Annotated in this window: 17 protein-coding genes and 1 tRNA gene; 8 read left to right on the forward strand and 10 right to left on the reverse strand. The window is 35.9% G+C overall.

Going from position 1 to position 17,379, the window contains the following annotated elements:
• Positions 1-63: 63 nt before the first annotated feature.
• From OL225_RS21430 to OL225_RS21445, 4 genes are all read left to right on the forward strand, one after another.
• A complete protein-coding gene (locus OL225_RS21430; RefSeq protein ID WP_264519535.1) occupies positions 64-1,578 on the forward strand; it encodes a thioredoxin domain-containing protein in 1,515 nt (504 codons plus the stop codon).
• A gap of 191 nt (positions 1,579-1,769) precedes the next feature.
• On the forward strand, positions 1,770-3,965 hold the full coding sequence (locus OL225_RS21435; protein WP_047373866.1) for a peptidase domain-containing ABC transporter: 2,196 nt from the start codon (positions 1,770-1,772) through the stop codon (positions 3,963-3,965).
• 61 nt (positions 3,966-4,026) lie between these two features.
• Positions 4,027-4,221 (forward strand): hypothetical protein, encoded by a 195-nt coding sequence (locus OL225_RS21440; RefSeq protein WP_156118338.1) that lies wholly within the window; start codon positions 4,027-4,029, stop codon positions 4,219-4,221.
• Positions 4,222-4,266: 45 nt separating this feature from the next.
• Complete coding sequence (locus OL225_RS21445) at positions 4,267-5,565, forward strand: HlyD family secretion protein (protein WP_047373870.1); 1,299 nt, start codon at positions 4,267-4,269, stop codon at positions 5,563-5,565.
• A 399-nt stretch (positions 5,566-5,964) separates the two neighbouring features.
• Here OL225_RS21445 and OL225_RS21450 read toward each other — a convergent pair.
• From OL225_RS21450 to greA, 7 genes are all read right to left on the reverse strand, one after another.
• Positions 5,965-6,038, reverse strand: a tRNA-Met gene (locus OL225_RS21450).
• A gap of 44 nt (positions 6,039-6,082) precedes the next feature.
• Positions 6,083-7,375 (reverse strand): TlpA family protein disulfide reductase, encoded by a 1,293-nt coding sequence (locus OL225_RS21455; protein WP_264519536.1) that lies wholly within the window; start codon positions 7,373-7,375, stop codon positions 6,083-6,085.
• Between the two features lie 61 nt (positions 7,376-7,436).
• The gene (locus tag OL225_RS21460; protein WP_047373874.1) at positions 7,437-7,652 is read right to left on the reverse strand and encodes a hypothetical protein; all 216 of its coding nucleotides are present in this window, start codon (positions 7,650-7,652) and stop codon (positions 7,437-7,439) included.
• A 5-nt stretch (positions 7,653-7,657) separates the two neighbouring features.
• Positions 7,658-9,640 (reverse strand): T9SS type A sorting domain-containing protein, encoded by a 1,983-nt coding sequence (locus tag OL225_RS21465; RefSeq protein ID WP_047373875.1) that lies wholly within the window; start codon positions 9,638-9,640, stop codon positions 7,658-7,660.
• A 74-nt stretch (positions 9,641-9,714) separates the two neighbouring features.
• A complete protein-coding gene (gene clpX / locus OL225_RS21470) occupies positions 9,715-10,902 on the reverse strand; it encodes an ATP-dependent Clp protease ATP-binding subunit ClpX (RefSeq protein ID WP_047373877.1) in 1,188 nt (395 codons plus the stop codon).
• 68 nt (positions 10,903-10,970) lie between these two features.
• Positions 10,971-11,360: an HIT family protein gene (locus OL225_RS21475; protein ID WP_264519537.1), complete on the reverse strand. Its 390-nt coding sequence runs from the start codon at positions 11,358-11,360 to the stop codon at positions 10,971-10,973.
• 54 nt (positions 11,361-11,414) lie between these two features.
• Complete coding sequence (gene greA / locus OL225_RS21480; RefSeq protein ID WP_047373880.1) at positions 11,415-11,885, reverse strand: transcription elongation factor GreA; 471 nt, start codon at positions 11,883-11,885, stop codon at positions 11,415-11,417.
• A 109-nt stretch (positions 11,886-11,994) separates the two neighbouring features.
• On the opposite strand from greA, the gene OL225_RS21485 reads away from it, so the two are divergent.
• From OL225_RS21485 to OL225_RS21500, 4 genes are all read left to right on the forward strand, one after another.
• Complete coding sequence (locus tag OL225_RS21485) at positions 11,995-12,450, forward strand: hypothetical protein (protein WP_264519538.1); 456 nt, start codon at positions 11,995-11,997, stop codon at positions 12,448-12,450.
• A gap of 8 nt (positions 12,451-12,458) precedes the next feature.
• A complete protein-coding gene (gene dtd, locus OL225_RS21490; protein WP_264519539.1) occupies positions 12,459-12,908 on the forward strand; it encodes a D-aminoacyl-tRNA deacylase in 450 nt (149 codons plus the stop codon).
• Positions 12,909-12,918: 10 nt separating this feature from the next.
• Positions 12,919-13,515 (forward strand): hypothetical protein, encoded by a 597-nt coding sequence (locus tag OL225_RS21495; protein WP_264519540.1) that lies wholly within the window; start codon positions 12,919-12,921, stop codon positions 13,513-13,515.
• Positions 13,516-13,770: 255 nt separating this feature from the next.
• Positions 13,771-15,429: a S8/S53 family peptidase gene (locus OL225_RS21500; RefSeq protein ID WP_264519541.1), complete on the forward strand. Its 1,659-nt coding sequence runs from the start codon at positions 13,771-13,773 to the stop codon at positions 15,427-15,429.
• An 82-nt stretch (positions 15,430-15,511) separates the two neighbouring features.
• Here OL225_RS21500 and OL225_RS21505 read toward each other — a convergent pair whose 3' ends face one another.
• The 3 genes from OL225_RS21505 to OL225_RS21515 are packed head-to-tail and all read right to left on the reverse strand — an operon-like array spanning position 15,512 to position 17,379.
• Positions 15,512-16,024: a hypothetical protein gene (locus OL225_RS21505; RefSeq protein WP_264519542.1), complete on the reverse strand. Its 513-nt coding sequence runs from the start codon at positions 16,022-16,024 to the stop codon at positions 15,512-15,514.
• A 59-nt stretch (positions 16,025-16,083) separates the two neighbouring features.
• A complete protein-coding gene (locus OL225_RS21510) occupies positions 16,084-16,623 on the reverse strand; it encodes a hypothetical protein (protein WP_264519543.1) in 540 nt (179 codons plus the stop codon).
• A gap of 51 nt (positions 16,624-16,674) precedes the next feature.
• Positions 16,675-17,379, reverse strand: coding sequence for a DUF1361 domain-containing protein (locus OL225_RS21515; RefSeq protein WP_264519544.1), 705 nt, complete (start codon positions 17,377-17,379; stop codon positions 16,675-16,677).

Here is a 17,379-nt window from a genome sequence, read left to right on the forward strand (position 1 = left end):
TAATAAAAGAAAAAATTTTTTGTATATTTAAAACATCTGTGTATTTTAGATAAAAATATTAACATGATTTTTGACAGACTAATTAACCATCTAAAACTCGATAAACAGGAATTCATTTTCCAGTTCAACTCACATCCCAATTATCCATCTGCACTAGCTTTCAGTGACACACTTAACTTTATGGGGGTGAAAAATGACGCTTATGAACTTGACAAAGAATATTGGGACGAACTTCCGGAAGAATTTATTGCCATTGTTGAAAATTCATTTTCTCTCGTAAAAAAGTCAGGAAGCAATTATTCAGTATACTCAGAAAAAGCAAAAACCTTCGGTAAAGAAGAACTTTATACCAAATCAACTGATTTTGTACTGTTGTTTGAAAAGACGGAAAATGCAGACAATAAACTGACCTTCAATTTCAAGCCGGTTCTTTATTTAATTTTTGCAGCAGTTCTCGCCTATTCATTTATAAGCCAAACCATTTATGAGGCCTTATTCAATCTTCTTTCTTTGGCTGGAGTATATATTTCACTTGAAATCTTCAATCAGAAATTCGGGAATACATCTACCGTTATCGGAAGTATATGTGGAAGCGGAGGTGCTGCTGCCAGCCAGACAGCCAACTCATGTGATAAAATTATAAAGCAGGATAAGACCAGTATTTTAGGTTTAAAATTTGCAGACTTTTCCCTGATCTATTTTGCAGGACTTGCCGTTCTGGGATTATTTTTACCGGCTACAGCTTATATTGTAAAAGGATTTACCTTTGTTTCTGTACTTGCAATAGGATATTCTCTGTACATTCAGGCATTTGTAGAAAAAACGTTTTGCAGAGTATGTCTTTTGATTATTTCAATTCTTGCAGCACAAATAGTAGTAAGCAGTTTATTTTTTGAGAACCTGTCTTTCAGTATCGGAACACTTTTATTGACTGTCATTTTATGGGCTCTTGTATTCTCTGCTGTTATTTATTTCAATACACTTCTTGAACAGAAAGAAGATCTTCAAAAATCTAATGCGAAAAACCTTAGATTCAAGAGAAATTATGAACTGTTCAAAAACCAGATGGAACAGAATCCAAAAATTGAATTCCAGGATACTGAAACTTTTGTTGTTGGAAAAAGAGATGCTAAACTTCGTATTGCTATCGTATCCAATCCATATTGTGGTTTCTGTAAAGACGCTCATAAACTGGCAGAAGGCCTTTTAGAAAAATATCCTGACAATATCTCTTTGCAGATGAGATTCAATTACAGTCCCGAAAGAGCTCCAGAAAATTATACACAGCTTATTTCAGACTTAACTCATATCTATCACAACAAACCTGAAAAAGAGTTCTTACACGCTGTAGAAGAATGGTTTGAAACTAAGGATGAAAGCAAAATCAATGTTCTTTCCGGAGGAAATGTAACATCGGAAAACCTGAATCCACTGGTAGAGATGTCTATTGAAAACAGTAACGCAGGATTAAACTTCACCCCGATCTTTATCATTAACGGATACCAATTCCCTGACAAGTATGATCGTGAAGATATTTCGTTCTTTATTGATGAATTAATAGAAGATGATGAGATTTAGTAAATAAATATCATTCATTTGAAAATTTCACTATCTTAGGAAAAACAAAAAAATAACATCTGATAAGGTGTAAAAGAGCAGAAAAACAGTGACAAATGGGACTTATTTCCGGTTTACCATTTCATTGAAATATAATTGAATTAAAGTAAATGTCGTCACCTGCTGACGGCATTTTATAATGAGTAGTAGTTTTGAAAAAAAAGTTTCCTTTTTATAAGCAACCAGATACCAAAGACTGCGGTCCTACATGTCTCAGGATCGTAAGTAAGTATTATGGTAAAAGTATATCTCTGCAGCAGATTCGTAACCTTTCCGAAACAACACGTGAAGGAAGCAGCCTTCTTGGGCTAAGCGATGCAGCAGAAAACCTCGGATTCCGATCAATGGGAGTCCAGATCGATTTCAATACCCTCACAGAAGAGGTTCCCTTTCCTTGTGTAGCACACTGGAATAAAAACCATTTTGTTGTAGTATATAAAATTGACAAAAACAATAAAGTATATATTTCGGATCCCAGCTATGGGCTCATTACGTATACGAGAGAAGAATTTATCAAATCCTGGATCGGAGAAAATGCAAACGAAAATACCGAAGAAGGAATTGTTCTGATTCTTGAAACAACCCCGGCATTCTTCCAGACTGAATTTGATGCTGAAGAAAGTAAAGCCAGCTTTACTTTTCTTTCCAAATACCTCCTTAAATATAAAACACTTGTAATCCAACTAGCCATAGGGCTTCTGGGAGGAAGTTTATTATCCCTGATATTCCCGTTTCTTACTCAGAGTATTGTAGACGTCGGAATCCAGAACCAGGATATTAATTTTATCTATGTGGTTTTACTTGCGCAGATTATGCTATTTCTTGGAAGAATGGGAATTGAAACCATACGAAGCTGGATTCTTCTTCATCTCTCGGCAAGAATTAATATTTCCATCATCTCCGATTTCTTTATCAAGCTCATGAGGCTTCCGATAAGTTTCTTTGATACAAGAATGACCGGAGATATCATGCAGAGAATAAATGACCACCACAGAATCGAGCAGCTGCTTACAAGTTCATCGTTAAATACCTTGTTCTCACTGGTAAACCTTATCATTTTCAGTATTGTTCTGCTGTTTTATGATTACAGATTATTCATTGTTTACCTTGTTGGAGCTGTATTGTATATCGGCTGGATCAGTTTCTTCCTGAAGAAAAGAAAGGAACTTGATTACAAAAGGTTCTCTCAGGTCTCTCAGGAACAAAGTAAAGTGATCGAGCTCATCAACGGTATGCAGGAGATTAAAATGCATAATGCTGAAAAACAGAAACGATGGGACTGGGAATTTCTTCAGGTAAAACTGTTTAAAATAAGAATAAAATCACTTTCATTAGAACAATGGCAGTCTGTGGGAGGAAATTTTATCAACCAGATGAAAGATATACTGGTAAGTTTCCTTTCTGCAAAACTGGTTTTAAGTGGAAATCTTACTTTAGGGATGATGCTTTCTGTGCAATATATTATTGGACAGCTGAACAGCCCTCTTCTTCAGCTTATCGACTTTATCAAGCAGACTCAGGATGCTAAAATTTCCCTTGAAAGATTAGGAGAAATTCATGATAAAGATGATGAGGAGGATAAAAATGAGCAATATGCTACAGATATCCCAAAGAAAGACATCGAGATCAAAGATATGTCATTCCGTTATATTGGTTCTGATGTTCCGGTTTTTGAAAATTTAAGTCTTACGATTCCTTATCAGCAGACTACAGCTATTGTGGGAGCCAGCGGAAGTGGAAAAACTACGCTGTTGAAACTGTTAATGAAGTTTTATGACCCAGATCAGGGTGAAATCAGAATCGGAAGTACCAATATGAAGAATATTTCTCCAAGATACTGGAGGGATCATTGCGGAGTGGTAATGCAGGAAGGCTATGTATTCAACGATACTATTGCCAATAACATTGCTGTAGGTGAAGATCATATTGACAAACAAAAACTGAGACGTGCTGTAGAAATAGCCAACATCAAAGAATTTATTGAAAGTCTTCCGCTAAGTTATAATACGAAAATCGGAAATGAGGGTGTTGGAGTCAGCGGTGGTCAGAAACAGAGGCTCTTCATTGCAAGAGCAGTTTATAAATCTCCTGAGTATATTTTATTTGATGAAGCAACATCAGCATTGGATGCCAATAATGAGAAAGTCATCATGGAAAACCTTGAGCAATTTTTCAAAGGTAAGACAGCAGTGGTTATTGCCCACAGACTTTCCACGGTAAGACATGCAGATAAAATCATTGTACTGGATCAGGGGAAAGTTGTAGAAGAAGGCAGTCATGCAGATCTTGTAGATTTAAGAGGGGAATATTACAGACTTGTAAGAAACCAGCTTGAATTAGGAAGCTAGCAAATATATAGCGAAATCCGAAAAGCTTACAGAGTAGGAAAAACAAAAACTAATTTTAATCATGAAAAATCTAAAAAAACTTTCGAGAAAAGATCTGGCATTTGTCAGCGGAGGTGTAGTTATTCCGGACAACAATTGTTGTGGTTCTTGGTGTCTTGGCAGCTGGATGCCATGCCGTATCCATCATATTGCATGTCCACCGGATGCTGATACTTCACCACCATCGTGGTACGACGGGAATTGCCCATTTGGTTAAATTATATTCCCCCTGAAATATTGGGGGAAATTTTATCTTAGAAAAATGAAAGAAGACGTTTTAGACAATATTGAACTTCGCTCAGAAAGCGTACAGGATATTCTTACCCAGCCTCCTCATTGGATGATACGCTGGGGAAATACCGTTATATTTATTATTCTCCTGTTGATTCTCTTAATGAGTTACATTATAAAATATCCGGAATTTGTACCGGCACCTATTATTGTAACTTCACAGAATCCTCCAGAGAAGATCGAAGCAAGGACAAGTTCCAAAATTGAAAAAATATTCATAAAAGACCATCAGGAAGTTAAAAAGAATGATGTTCTGATGGTAATGCAGTCTGCAGCCAATTATAAGGATATTTTAGAGCTTAAAAAGCTGATAGACTCCATTACTCCTGGTAATTTATATAACTTCCCTCTTGCCCAGGCTTCAAGGTTCAAATTGGGAGAATTACAGGGCGAATACAACAGTTTTGCAAAAGCATTTCAGGATGAAGCCCTTTTTACAAGATTACAACCTTATGCTCCGGAAGACCTGGCAGCCAATCAGAGTATTTCTGAATACCGCATAAGAATTGCTACCTTAAAACAACAGAAAAGCCTGGAATCAATAAAATATGATCTGACTAAGAAAAACTTCAACAGGTCTCAGGAACTTTTCAATCAAGGAGTTATTTCGGCTATGGAACTGGAAAATGAAAAGATCAAATATCTTCAGGCCCAGCAAAATCTTGAAAATCTTAAAATCTCCATATCACAAATGGATGAAGGCATCTCCAATCTTAATAAAACGAAAAGCGGAACTGCCATTAACACAGAAAAAGATAGAATTACATACTCTTCACAAACTTTACAGCTTCTTGAGCAATTGAGAAAATCATTAAAACAATGGGAACTGAATTATCTAGTTATATCATCTACAGATGGTGTTGCCAGTTTCCAGCAGTTTTTTGGTGAAAACCAGTTTGTAAAAGTTGGTGAACCTATCCTTTCTATTCTTCCTAAAAATAAAGAACAGCTGGTAGGCAGAATGTCTGTTCCTACCACCAACTCAGGAAAGATCATTCCGGGTGAAAAAGTACTGATTAAACTAGACAACTACCGATTCCAGGAATATGGTATCATTGAAGGAAAAGTACAGAATATATCTCTTATTCCTGATGAAAAAGGAAATTATTATGTAGATGTGATTTTACCAAAAGGATTAAAAACAAGCTACAACAAAACGCTTACATTTGATAAGGAACTTAGAGGCAGTGCAGAGATCGTAACACAAGATCTTAGATTGATTGAAAGATTCTTCTATCAAATCAGAAAGCTGCTCGGATATCAGGTCTGATAAAGAATTTAGATAAAAAATAAAAGCCGTTTTACAGATTGTAGAACGGCTTTTGTTATAATGGTATTTTAGATTGAATCACACTTGATGTATCCAATCAGCACAATTCATTGATTCCAGCCCTTAATCCTACCAAAAGAGACCCAATGATAATATATACATAGATCGATCAAAAAAAGCCTGTAAGAAAGCGAATACAAAGAAAACAATCACTTTCTATCTTAAAAGTATTCGATAAAAAGCAGGTTAAGCTCAAAAGTTAAGGAAGTTCCCTTAATTCTCTATTGAATGACGATAATTTTTAGAAATGAAAAAATCGGGAAGAAATGAAAAAGGTAAATTTGCAGTTATTCTAAAAGTAAAAACCGCAATCATTGATTTAATGATTGCGGTTTTTTGTAGCGAAGACGGGAATTGAACCCGTGACCTCAGGGTTATGAATCCTGCGCTCTAACCAACTGAGCTACCTCGCCGTTTTGGTGGTGCAAATATAGAAAATATTTCTTTACCTCCAAAATTATTTTAACTTAAAATATTCTAAAACATCTCCAACATGATCTGGTTTGTTGATAATCTTATTGTTAGCATCTAAAATAAAATACGTCGGAGTTGCATGAATATTGTACAAATCTGTATAACTGCTGTTCCAACCTCTCAATTCTGAGTCATTCACCCATGGAAATGCAGCAATCTTTTTAGTATAAGAATTTTTGTCAACATCTAAAGACAGCCCTACAACCTGAATATTTTTTGATTTCAGATCATTATATTTTTCCAAAAGTTTCGGAAGTTCACTTTCACAGTGTGAGCATGTGGATGACCAAAATACAACAATCTTTTTATCAGCCTTTACATCGTATAATGACTTCGCAGTTGTATTTACAGGTGACTGGAACTTATAATTAGGGAAAGCAGCCCCTATTTCAGTATTGGCATTTGATTTCAATGTAGAAGCAAGTCTGTCATTGATGGTACACTTAAGATTCTTGGCAAGTGACAAATATTTGCTCTTGTACTCATCCATCTCATATACATCAAAAATATCGATCAGTTCTGATAACACAGTCTGCCCTCTTGGAGTTTCCACTTTTAACCGGTCTAACAGTTTATCAACAGAAGCTACAACATTAGTATTTCCTCCGGAATTCAGAAAAGCCACTAGTACTGGTTTTAATAATGATGATGTCTCAAGCATATCATTTGACTTGTCCAGAAAGTTGATTATTTCCTCCTGATCTACTTTTTTGGCTGAATCCTGTGAGGTAGAAAGAAACTTACTATAATTCGTGTTATAATAGGTAATAAATGGATGTTGAGCGGCATCAATAGAGCTGGAAGCACCGGAAAGTCTGTCAATCTCTATTTTCAGTGCTTTTCCAAAGTCTGTATTGTCTTTATAATATTCTTTGATCTGTGCCAAAGCCGGCAAAATAAGCTCTTTCTTTTGCGAACCTTCCTGCTGCTTACTCATCAGGTTATTCGCTTCATCCAGATAGGTAACATCTTTAACTTTATTATTCTGGATATCCAGTTTAAAGTTAACATTTTTATTTTCAGAAATAAAGCTTATGGTATTATTAGAGCCAGGGAAATAGACTTTCATCATTCCCATATAGCTGCTTGGGTATTTAAAAGTCCATGTATTATTCTTACTTTGTTCTTTAGTAACAATAATATCTTTCGAACCGTTTAATGTATATAGAATAGCATCCTGATCTTTAAAGTCTGCTGGAGTCTGAATGGTAACAGTAAATTGAGCCTGCAGAACAAATGCGGACAAAACCGCAGATAGTGTATAAATCTTTTTCATAGAGTAAAAATAAAAAAACTCTCTGACTAATCAGAGAGTTTAATATTATTTTAATAAAATTTTATGCTTTTACGCTCTTGTACTTTCTTGTAAAGTAAACAATAAATCCAATTGCTACAATACCAAGTACATATACGTACATATCAATGGGTGCAGGTGCTCCGGTACCGTTTCCTCCATTTCCGCTTCCTGTTGGAGCTGGTTGTGGTGGTGCAGCATTTGCTAAAGTTATAGCAAAAAGAAAAAGAGCTAATACTAGTTTATTAATAGTTTTCATGTGGCTTATTTTAAGATTTTAGTGTTAACAGTTTCTCCCTTATCAGAAACGATTTTTACAACGTATGAATTTTTAACTGAGCCATCAAGCTCGATTACAAAATCTCTGGACGCATCAACCGCTTTTTTAGAGATTACTAGTTTACCGCTCATATCATAAACTTGAATATCTGCTTTTTTCCATTTTGGATCAAATCTTACAATGTAATTTGTAATAGATGGATCATACACTACAAGTGTTCTTGATGCAGCAGCTTTATTACTATTATCTACAGCCAAAGTAATATTACTTGGTTCTCCATAATACAAATTAGCTTCCTCATTTGTTACCGCTACAACATCTCCTTGCTTAGCTTCTATTAAATTTCCGTTTTCGGCTTTATAATAGAATCCAATTCCTGAAGATAACTGATGTGCACCAGCTGGGATTAGCGCTGCATTTTCTCTGATCTCGAATTTATAAGATTTCACCTGATCCAGGTAATAGTTAACTAACTTAACATTTTTACCCTTGAAGTTACTCTCATTAGCTTCGTTAATATATAACCAATAGTTAGTATTATTATTATCATACCCACCATTCAGTGATTCTTCAAAAGTACCGATGATGTTTTTACCCGCTGAAGACTGCACTGAAGTTGCTGCAGAAATCTGGTGTCCTGTTGTTAATGATGGAGAAACAACATAGTATGTTCTGGAAAGTTCTTTCCCGTTAGCATCAAGACCGATTACACCAAGCTGTTTTACAGTATTGGTTGTATTCTTACCATTAGCCATTTTAGCTGCTGTTACATCATAATTGGTACCTGCTGTTCTTGCAGTAGATTTGAATCTTCTCAGGGTATTAAAATTTAAAGTCTGAGCTGTATTGTCTCTTAACTTTATTTTAAATGACTGCATCGGTTTGATTACAAGTAAATCTACGTCACCAATAGCAGGAGCTACTCCGTCACCTGTAGGTAAGAAAGTAACTACCTTAGCAGCTGTAGCATAAGTAGAACCACTTGGAAGAGTAACAATTGTACCTGGGTCATATTCAATACCCCAGATGTTTCTTACAGCATTTCCATCAGATCCTGTAACACTTTCAGTATATCCAATATTAGCTAAATCTAAATTGGTAAGGAAAGGGTTTCCGAATTGGTAGAAATTTTGTCCGAATGTTCCAGACCATGGATTTGTAGTAAACTCAAAACTATCATCAAGATAAGTATTGTACTTCTCGTTGTATTGGTTTAGAGCATTACCATTAGTTCCGAATACAACATTGGAAGCACCTACGTTAGATTTTCCTGCATTCTGTAATGATACAGTTCCAGCATACGGTGCATATGGTTTTCCGTTAATATTGAATACGTTTCCTGATGCAGGAGCACTTGGATTCCAGTCATTATTTTTAACCTTTAGCATATAATAACCTGAAGGATCCCAAGTAGTCGAGGTAGGAGCTAGATTCAAAGTAGTAATAGAAACAGCATTAGCATTATCCCATTTAAGAATTGGATTATCATACCTTCCGGTATTGAAAGTTTTGCCAACTTCAGTAGATAATGAATTGAAAGCTTTACCAGAGAAAGGCAAAGCAACTTGCTGGAAATAATTCCCGCTACCGTTACTAGTAGTTCTGTATTCTTTGGTGACAACACCAGAAATGTTGGATTGGGATAATCCGTCAATGTACAGCTGACCATACGTGGAAGTAGCAAAAGAAGCAGGAGTGTTAAGTCTTAAGATGATATTTCCACCGTCAGTTTTATCAGCACCGCCAGCATCAATTGTCTTAAAACTATCTGTAGCAGATCCTACAACCATGATATTTCCATGTACGTCCAAAAGACCATTACCTCTTGTCTGTACACCTCCACCGCTATAAACTAGGGTGCCTTCGCTCACATACATATTAGCATTAGTGTCAACATGACATAGTATCTGCGCCTGAACAGAGTAACTAATTGCTAAAAGACCTATAGCAAATAAACTTTTTCTCATTGTATAAATTATTTGTGTGTTAATACAATCTTCACCCGCAAAGGTATTATTATTTTTCTTAAAAAAAAAATATTTTATCTATTAATCAAAACATTATCTTCCGTCAAGATGATCTCTTTGTCCTCTCCTATTGAAAACATATAGTCTTCTAGAACTTTTTCGGTAGTACCTCTCAACCCTCTTGCTCCTAATCCTTTTTCAATAGTTTCCTCTACGATTTTTTCAATTGCACCATCTGTTATTACCAAATCCGTACCATCCATCTTGAAAAGTTCCACAAATTGATTCACAATTGAATTTTTTGGCTCTTTCATAATTCTTACCAGGGTCTCTTTCGTGAGTTTATCGAGGTAAGTGATGATTGGAAATCTTCCTAAAAGTTCCGGAATTAATCCGAAAGTACGAAGATCAATTGCATTAATATTTGTTAATATATATTCGTCTTCATCTGTTTTATTGATTTTCTCAGAACTGAAGCCTATCGCCTGCTTGTTCATTCTTCTTTCAATAATCTCTTTAATTCCGTCAAAAGCACCACCAGCAATAAACAAGATATTCTGAGTATTGACCTGGATATATTTCTGATCCGGATGTTTTCTACCTCCCTGCGGCGGAACATTGACGATACTTCCTTCCAGCAGTTTCAATAATCCCTGCTGTACTCCTTCTCCGGAAACGTCTCTTGTAATACTTGGGTTATCGGACTTTCTTGCAATCTTATCAATCTCATCAATGAACACAATTCCTTTTTCAGCTTTTTCCACATCATAATCTGCTACCATCAGAAGTCTGGACAGAATACTTTCAACATCCTCTCCTACATATCCTGCTTCCGTTAAAATAGTGGCATCTACGATACAGAAAGGAACGTTCAGTTCTCTCGCGATCGTTTTTGCAAGAAGAGTTTTACCTGTTCCCGTCTCCCCTATCATGATGATGTTCGACTTTTCAAGTTCCACTTCTCTGTTTTCGTCCTGAGCGTGGAGTAATCTTTTATAATGATTATATACAGCAATAGAAAGCTGTTTTTTTGCCTGATCCTGACCTATCACATACTGATCAAGAAATTCTTTGATCTCTTTTGGCTTTTTAAGTTCAGCCATACTGTCGGCAGGTGAATATCCTGTTTTGGATGCACCATCTTTTACAATAGCATGGGCCTGCTCTATACAATTTTCACAAATAAAACCATTCTGGCCAGAAATCAGCATCTGTACTTCATTTCTTTTTCTGCCACAGAAAGAACATTGGTTTGAGTTCATATGATATAATATATATGTATATGTTAAAGAAAATCGTAAAAAATTACTTTTTTACGATTTTCTGGTTGTTAAGAATTAATAATTAAGTTTTGAATCTCTGTATATTCTTCGTTCGTTAATTTTAATCTTTCATTTCTAAAATTCATGTCTTCCATCTTGTTTAAAGGAATCAGATGGATGTGTGCATGAGGAACTTCAAGTCCTACCACCGCTACTCCTACTCTTACACATGGAATTGCAGTTTTGATCTTCTTGGCCACCTCTTGGGCAAATCCCCAAAGGTTTTTGTATTCTTCACTTTCAAGATCAAAAATCAAATCCACTTCTTTTTTCGGAACTACCAGAGTATGTCCTTTCACCAAAGGCATTGCGTCTAAGAATGCAATAAAGTTTTCATTTTCTGCAATCTTATAAGAGGGAATCTCACCGTTGATGATTTTTGTGAATATAGTGCTCATTGTATTAGAAGTTAGGTTATGTATTAGAAGTTTAGAAATAGAAACTGTATCAGACTATAAAGAAATGTCTAATACTTCAAAAGACAATTTGTTTCCGTTCGGTAAAGTAATTTCGGCAGTTTCGCCAATAGCTTTCCCCAACAAACCTTTTGCGATAGGAGTGTTTACAGAAATTCTTCCTGTTTTCAGGTCACTTTCGTTATCTGGTACCAATGTAAATACCTGCTCTTGCTTGGTAGCATTATTTTTAAGTTTCACTGTTGTTAAGATGGAAACTTTTGAAGTATCTAATTGGCTTTCGTCTATAATTTTAGAAGTAGAGATAACGTCTTTCAGCTTGGAAATTCTCATTTCAAGCATCCCCTGAGCCTCTTTAGCCGCATCGTATTCTGCATTTTCAGACAAATCTCCTTTGTCTCTTGCTTCCGCGATCTGCTGAGTGATTTTTGGTCTCTCTACAGTTTCCAACTGTTCCAGCTCAGCTTTCATTTTCTCTAGGCCCTCCTTAGTTACATAGCTTGCCATAATTTTCAAAATTTAGTTTTAGTATAAAAAAATAATCCGACATTTGCCGGACAATGTTTTCGTGTTGTAATCGTTTAATTTTTACAAATATATAAAAATTTAAATTGAAATGAAAAAAACTTTTTCAATCTTATCTATTTTCAGTATATTGGTTTTCAGTAACTTAACTATAAACTCTTGTGGAAGCAGAGAAGATACAGTGAACTGTTTCCCCAATACTCCTATTAATGTATCCCTCAATCTAAACCTGCCTGCCTACTATGCTTTGAACAATATCAGCGGTTGGATTTATGTGAATGAGCAGCAGTCCGGAACAAGAGGGCTGATTATTGTCCGAACTGCAAGCGGATTTAAGGTATACGACAGGAATGCTCCTCACCTATGCCCTGATAATAATACAACTCTGGAGGTAAAGGACGATATTGCCATTATCTGCCCGCAGGACAACACAAGATGGATCTTAAGTACGGGACAGCCGGAGGCAGGAGCTAAAACATCTCTACCGCCTAAAACCTATCCTTACAATTATGATGTTCCAAGCAAAACTTTAACTGTTTACTATTAGAATATAAAATGAAGATCGTTATACAAAGAGTCTCTGAAGCTAGTGTAAAAGTAGACGGAAAAATTGTTGGTGAAATCGGAAAAGGATTTATGCTGCTGGTAGGTGTGGATGAAAATGATGAAAAAACAGATGCGGACTGGCTTGTACAGAAAGTGTTAAACCTAAGGATCTTTGGAGATGAGGAGGGTAAACTTAATCTTTCCGTGAAGGATATTTCAGGAGAAATCCTTTGCATCAGCCAATTTACTTTGATTGCAGATTATAAAAAAGGCAATCGCCCGTCTTTCATAAAAGCCGCAAAACCTGATAAAGCCATTCCTCTTTTTGATTATTTTAAAGAAGAAATTTCTCAATCCGGATTAAAGATAGAAAGCGGAATCTTCGGGGCAGACATGAAAGTTTCCCTGATCAACGACGGACCTGTCACAATCGTAATGGATTCGGTTACCAAAAGCTAAAGTATAGAAGATGAATAACAAAAATACAGTCATTGCTTATCTGGCAGTGACTTTAGTTTTTCTGTTTGGAATAGTATTAAGTCTGAACAACTATAGTTTCGCTGGATATTATATTGATAAAATAATCAACTGGCTTTGGCTATTGATGACCATTTTTATTATTATCAGGTTCTGGAAGAAAAAAGTGATTAAAGTATACTTTGGTCTTTTGATATCAGGCATCATTCTTAGTATTTTACCCATGATGATCCCATTTTTCGGAATTGTTCATTATTTCTCCACCATTGGATGTGAGCAGAGAATTCAGCTTGATAATACTTACAGATTAGAAAGAGGCCGTCCGGGAGCACTTTACAGACCGCTTATTATGATTTATAAGAAAGAAGGTATTTTTGAAAAACAAATCTCAAGATTTCCTTATTCAGACATCATAGAAAAAACAGTACAGCCATCTAAGGATACTTATTTAGATGATAAAAAACTTCCAATCCAGGAAGCAAAACTCATTAATGTCAATCAGGACAGTATTGGTATTGAATATCGGATCATGAATAAGCAGAAAGTACTCTACCATAAGAACAAATTAAACTGGTTTGATGATCTTTAAAAATTAAAACTATACACCTCAACAAAACCATTCAGTGATCCTGGATGGTTTTTTTGTAATCATACAAAGTATATTTTCCAAACCTCACAGACTGTTGAAGCCTGTAAAGTTTATATACATAATTAATGAAAGTCTTTATACATAAGGAAGGATTAAAAAAAATAAAAATAAATTCACAAAAACGTGATTTGTTTTTATTTTATTATTAATTTTGATATAAATCAAAACTGATTTACAACCATTTAACAAAATTGTATGAAAACAAAAATCAACTTTTTCGCATTGTTTGCGTTCTGCTCTTCCCTGTCTTTTGGTCAGGACATCCAGACCAAAATGGCTAATGATCAAAATTCAGTTATCTATGTATGCTTTTCAAAAGGCATTAATTCAGAAAAAGCGGCATTCAGCAGAAATGCTGATCTGGAGAGATTTTCAAGAGAAAATAAAATTTCATTTAAGTATGATCTTGATTTTACAGACAACAAACTTGATGAAATGGCCAGAAGCAGCAAAGCAATTGGAAACTCCTCAGAATCTGTAGAAAAACTGAAAAGAATTTATAAGGCTGATCTGCCTCTTCAAAATGAAGAAAACACCCGGAAAATCATTCATAGCCTTGAAAGATTCCCTGAAATTGAGTATGTATCTGTGATGAGTGCGGCTCCTATTGAACCTCCTTTGGTAAACGCTTTTGTGGCAACACCTGATCTGGAAAGCATTCAGACTTATCTGAATGACAATCCGGGAATCAATGCAAAATATGCCTGGTCAAGAGGAATCACCGGACAGAATATCCGTGTAAGGGATGTGGAATATGGTTTCTACAAAACTCACGAAATGCTTTCTAATCAAAATTCTATACAACTGGAACCCGGATATTCCCCGAATGCAGGATTAGCCAATAATAACTACCGCGACCACGGAACTGCTGTGGTGAGTATTTTAGGTTCAATAAAAGATAATATCGGGCTTACAGGAGCGGCCTACAGTACTTCAGAAATAAAAGGATATATGGAATGGACTACTGTAGGATACAACAGAGCTTCTGCTGTGAGCAGATCTATAAACGCTTCTCAGGCAGGCGATATTATTCTGTATGAAATGCAGACCGGAGGAAAAGACGGTCAGTACTGTCCTGCAGAATATGATCAGGTGATCTGGGATCTTACCAAAGCTGCTACTGATTCAGGAATTATCATCATTGCAGCAGCGGGTAACGGGAATCAGAATCTGGATGATCCGTTTTATGCAACTTATCTTGGCAGAGGAAATAGTGGTGCCATTATTGTAGGAGCAGGATCTCCTAATACTACTCATTCAAAGTTAAGTTTCAGTACTTATGGAAACAGAGTGGATGTTCAGGGCTGGGGAAGCAGCGTTCTTGCTGCGGGTTATGGGTCTTATGCCAAATATGACAATGATAATAACAGGACTTATAATTATTTCAGCGGTACAAGTTCTGCAACGCCTGTAGTGTCTTCAGCAGCTATTTTAATTCAGTCTTTCTATCGTCAGACTACGGGTCAGAATTTAACACCTACTGCCATGAAAAGTCTATTGATTTCTACAGGAATTCCACAGGGAGGAACTGTAACCGGTCAGAAAATCGGGCCTCTTCCTAATGTAAAAAATGCGATACTTCAACTGGAAAGTAAGTTTGCTGCCCCTGTAAAAACATTATCTCCGCTGGAGGTTAAAATTTATCCTAATCCATCCAGCAGTACTATTGCTATTCAAAGTGCAGAAAACAAAAAGCTGGATTTTGAGATCATCAACCTTCAGGGGCGTACCGTGATCAAAAGTTCTGTTTTGTCTGATGAAAAAATCGATATTTCACAACTGCCAACAGGCCAGTATATCATCAATATCAATGAAGGCCAAAGAAGAGTTGTTGAGAAATTCACGAAACTATAAAAAGATTTTTATACATTTTACTTCACATCAAACCCTCTTTCAGCCTACTGAAAGAGGGTTTTTATTATCAATTTTTATCCGGTTATTTCGCAGGAACGCTGCTGAAATTCAGGGCAACTTTAATGTTCATGTCTGAAGAGGTTTGATTCTTCAATTCATAGACTGTTCTCACCGTTAATCCTGAACTTTTTACAATTTCATCAAGGAATCCGGTATCATTCAGATCCAGATTTAAGCTGGAAGAGTTGGTCGATATATTGGAGCGTGATGCTACCAGTGTTTCTCCTGTCCCGTTGGATGAAACATATATTTTGACGGTTTTGAATGCACTTAGATTTCCTCCTGAAGGAGAAGCAACAGAAATTTTTGCATCTGAAATTCTTACGTCTTTAATCTTTGCATTGTTATTTCCTCCGAACCATGTCTGTACATTGGTAGCGGTTGCAGTGGAAGAAACTTCTTTATCTGCAGGAACGCCTGTAGACACCAAAACATTCGTTGTGTATGGAAATGTATTCTGAACCAGCGACTGTACGGTTCCGCAACTTACGAGTACAGCTGAAGCGGCCATTGCTGTTAGAACTATATTTTTCATAATTGTAAATTTTAAACTTAGAATTTAGTTTGCAGAAATTGTACCAAATTGATTTGGGCTTATTCCACAGTTACCGTAAAACTTCCTTTGGTATTTCCGGAAGCCATATTACTTTTCCCGATAATCAGCCATACTTCACCTTTTCCCGGAGTGTCATAAGTAATTTCTCTTCCGAAAGGCCCATCGTAGTCGCCGTTAGGAAGTTTGATCTGATTGAAACGGATATTGAAATCTTTCTCTTTGGTTGAAATTTTTGCTTTGATATTCGGGCGGTCGTAATGTGTCAGTTTTAAGATCAGTTCCTGATCATCTTTTTTAAATTCTTCTCCCAAAGTAAAAGGAAGCTGGGTAGCATCGGCTGTTCTTATGATCTGTCCTTCTTTTTCATTTCTCATTACGCCTTTACGCAAAACTTCTTTGGTAGCCGGAGCATTGTTAACAATTGAATCTCTTTTTCTCAATGCTGCAGAATCTGCTTTTACAACAGAATCCGGCATTTCTGTTACAATGGTAGAATCCTTGTCCTGAACTGCTGTCACGGCAGGTTCTTTTTTACATGAAATAATAATCAATGGAATCAACAATAAGCTTTTTTTCATAATAATTAAGTTTAAGAATGTACCAACCATTCTGGTGAGCTCTATTAAATGCTAAAACTGTTCCAATCCGTTGAATGATTTATTTTCCGGCTGTAATTCTTTTTCATCATTTGTTCCTGCCCATTTGAATGTAAAATACATAAAATTGAGCATAATTCCCATCAGAACAGTGACTCCCCATGTTTTAATATATTCCATCGGATAAATTAACCGTACTATGATATCGGAGAACAGACCGAAAGGGTTATTGAGTACATCCCAGCTGTTCCATCTCAGAAATCTTCCCAGATATACTCCAAAACTGCTCATGAAAAGAAAGAATACAATCACCCCACTGATGCTATTTCTTTTGCCATACTCAGAAAGGCGTTTTTCAATATCATTAAGACTTATAAAACCACAGATCAGCCCCGTCCAGGCATAGGAAAGAATCACAATCAGGTCATACCATATCGGGATAGAATTTCTTGCCCTCAGATGAAAGAGGTCTGTGAGAATATAGGGTGAATTGGGAAAAAACAAGATCCAGACTATAATAATAAAGATAAGTGATATTTTACTTTTGATATTAAAAGCAAGAATACAAGAACTCAGTAATAAAGGAATCCATGCCAGAAAAAGATTCCAGTTGAGAAACAAAAACACCTTTGTATCACTTATATAGTATCTGAAAGCTGAGAGACTGAAACAGAATACAGTCATCAATATCAATAAAAGACTGATTTTAAACCTTGAAGATGCAACGAATGTATTCAT

The organism is Chryseobacterium viscerum (assembly GCF_025949665.1).
Lineage (GTDB): Bacteria > Bacteroidota > Bacteroidia > Flavobacteriales > Weeksellaceae > Chryseobacterium > Chryseobacterium viscerum_A.

What these genes read in the sequence shown, in the direction of transcription:
- OL225_RS21515 (WP_264519544.1), bottom strand. Translation starts at nt 17,379, where the DNA reads ATGAATACATTCGTTGCATCTTCAAGGTTTAAAATCAGTCTTTTATTG.
- OL225_RS21475 (WP_264519537.1), bottom strand. Translation starts at nt 11,360, where the DNA reads ATGAGCACTATATTCACAAAAATCATCAACGGTGAGATTCCCTCTTAT.
- dtd (WP_264519539.1), top strand. Translation starts at nt 12,459, where the DNA reads ATGAAGATCGTTATACAAAGAGTCTCTGAAGCTAGTGTAAAAGTAGAC.
- OL225_RS21430 (WP_264519535.1), top strand. Translation starts at nt 64, where the DNA reads ATGATTTTTGACAGACTAATTAACCATCTAAAACTCGATAAACAGGAA.
- OL225_RS21440 (WP_156118338.1), top strand. Translation starts at nt 4,027, where the DNA reads ATGAAAAATCTAAAAAAACTTTCGAGAAAAGATCTGGCATTTGTCAGC.
- OL225_RS21485 (WP_264519538.1), top strand. Translation starts at nt 11,995, where the DNA reads ATGAAAAAAACTTTTTCAATCTTATCTATTTTCAGTATATTGGTTTTC.
- OL225_RS21465 (WP_047373875.1), bottom strand. Translation starts at nt 9,640, where the DNA reads ATGAGAAAAAGTTTATTTGCTATAGGTCTTTTAGCAATTAGTTACTCT.
- OL225_RS21510 (WP_264519543.1), bottom strand. Translation starts at nt 16,623, where the DNA reads ATGAAAAAAAGCTTATTGTTGATTCCATTGATTATTATTTCATGTAAA.
- OL225_RS21495 (WP_264519540.1), top strand. Translation starts at nt 12,919, where the DNA reads ATGAATAACAAAAATACAGTCATTGCTTATCTGGCAGTGACTTTAGTT.
- greA (WP_047373880.1), bottom strand. Translation starts at nt 11,885, where the DNA reads ATGGCAAGCTATGTAACTAAGGAGGGCCTAGAGAAAATGAAAGCTGAG.
- OL225_RS21460 (WP_047373874.1), bottom strand. Translation starts at nt 7,652, where the DNA reads ATGAAAACTATTAATAAACTAGTATTAGCTCTTTTTCTTTTTGCTATA.
- OL225_RS21455 (WP_264519536.1), bottom strand. Translation starts at nt 7,375, where the DNA reads ATGAAAAAGATTTATACACTATCTGCGGTTTTGTCCGCATTTGTTCTG.
- clpX (WP_047373877.1), bottom strand. Translation starts at nt 10,902, where the DNA reads ATGAACTCAAACCAATGTTCTTTCTGTGGCAGAAAAAGAAATGAAGTA.
- OL225_RS21500 (WP_264519541.1), top strand. Translation starts at nt 13,771, where the DNA reads ATGAAAACAAAAATCAACTTTTTCGCATTGTTTGCGTTCTGCTCTTCC.
- OL225_RS21505 (WP_264519542.1), bottom strand. Translation starts at nt 16,024, where the DNA reads ATGAAAAATATAGTTCTAACAGCAATGGCCGCTTCAGCTGTACTCGTA.
- OL225_RS21445 (WP_047373870.1), top strand. Translation starts at nt 4,267, where the DNA reads ATGAAAGAAGACGTTTTAGACAATATTGAACTTCGCTCAGAAAGCGTA.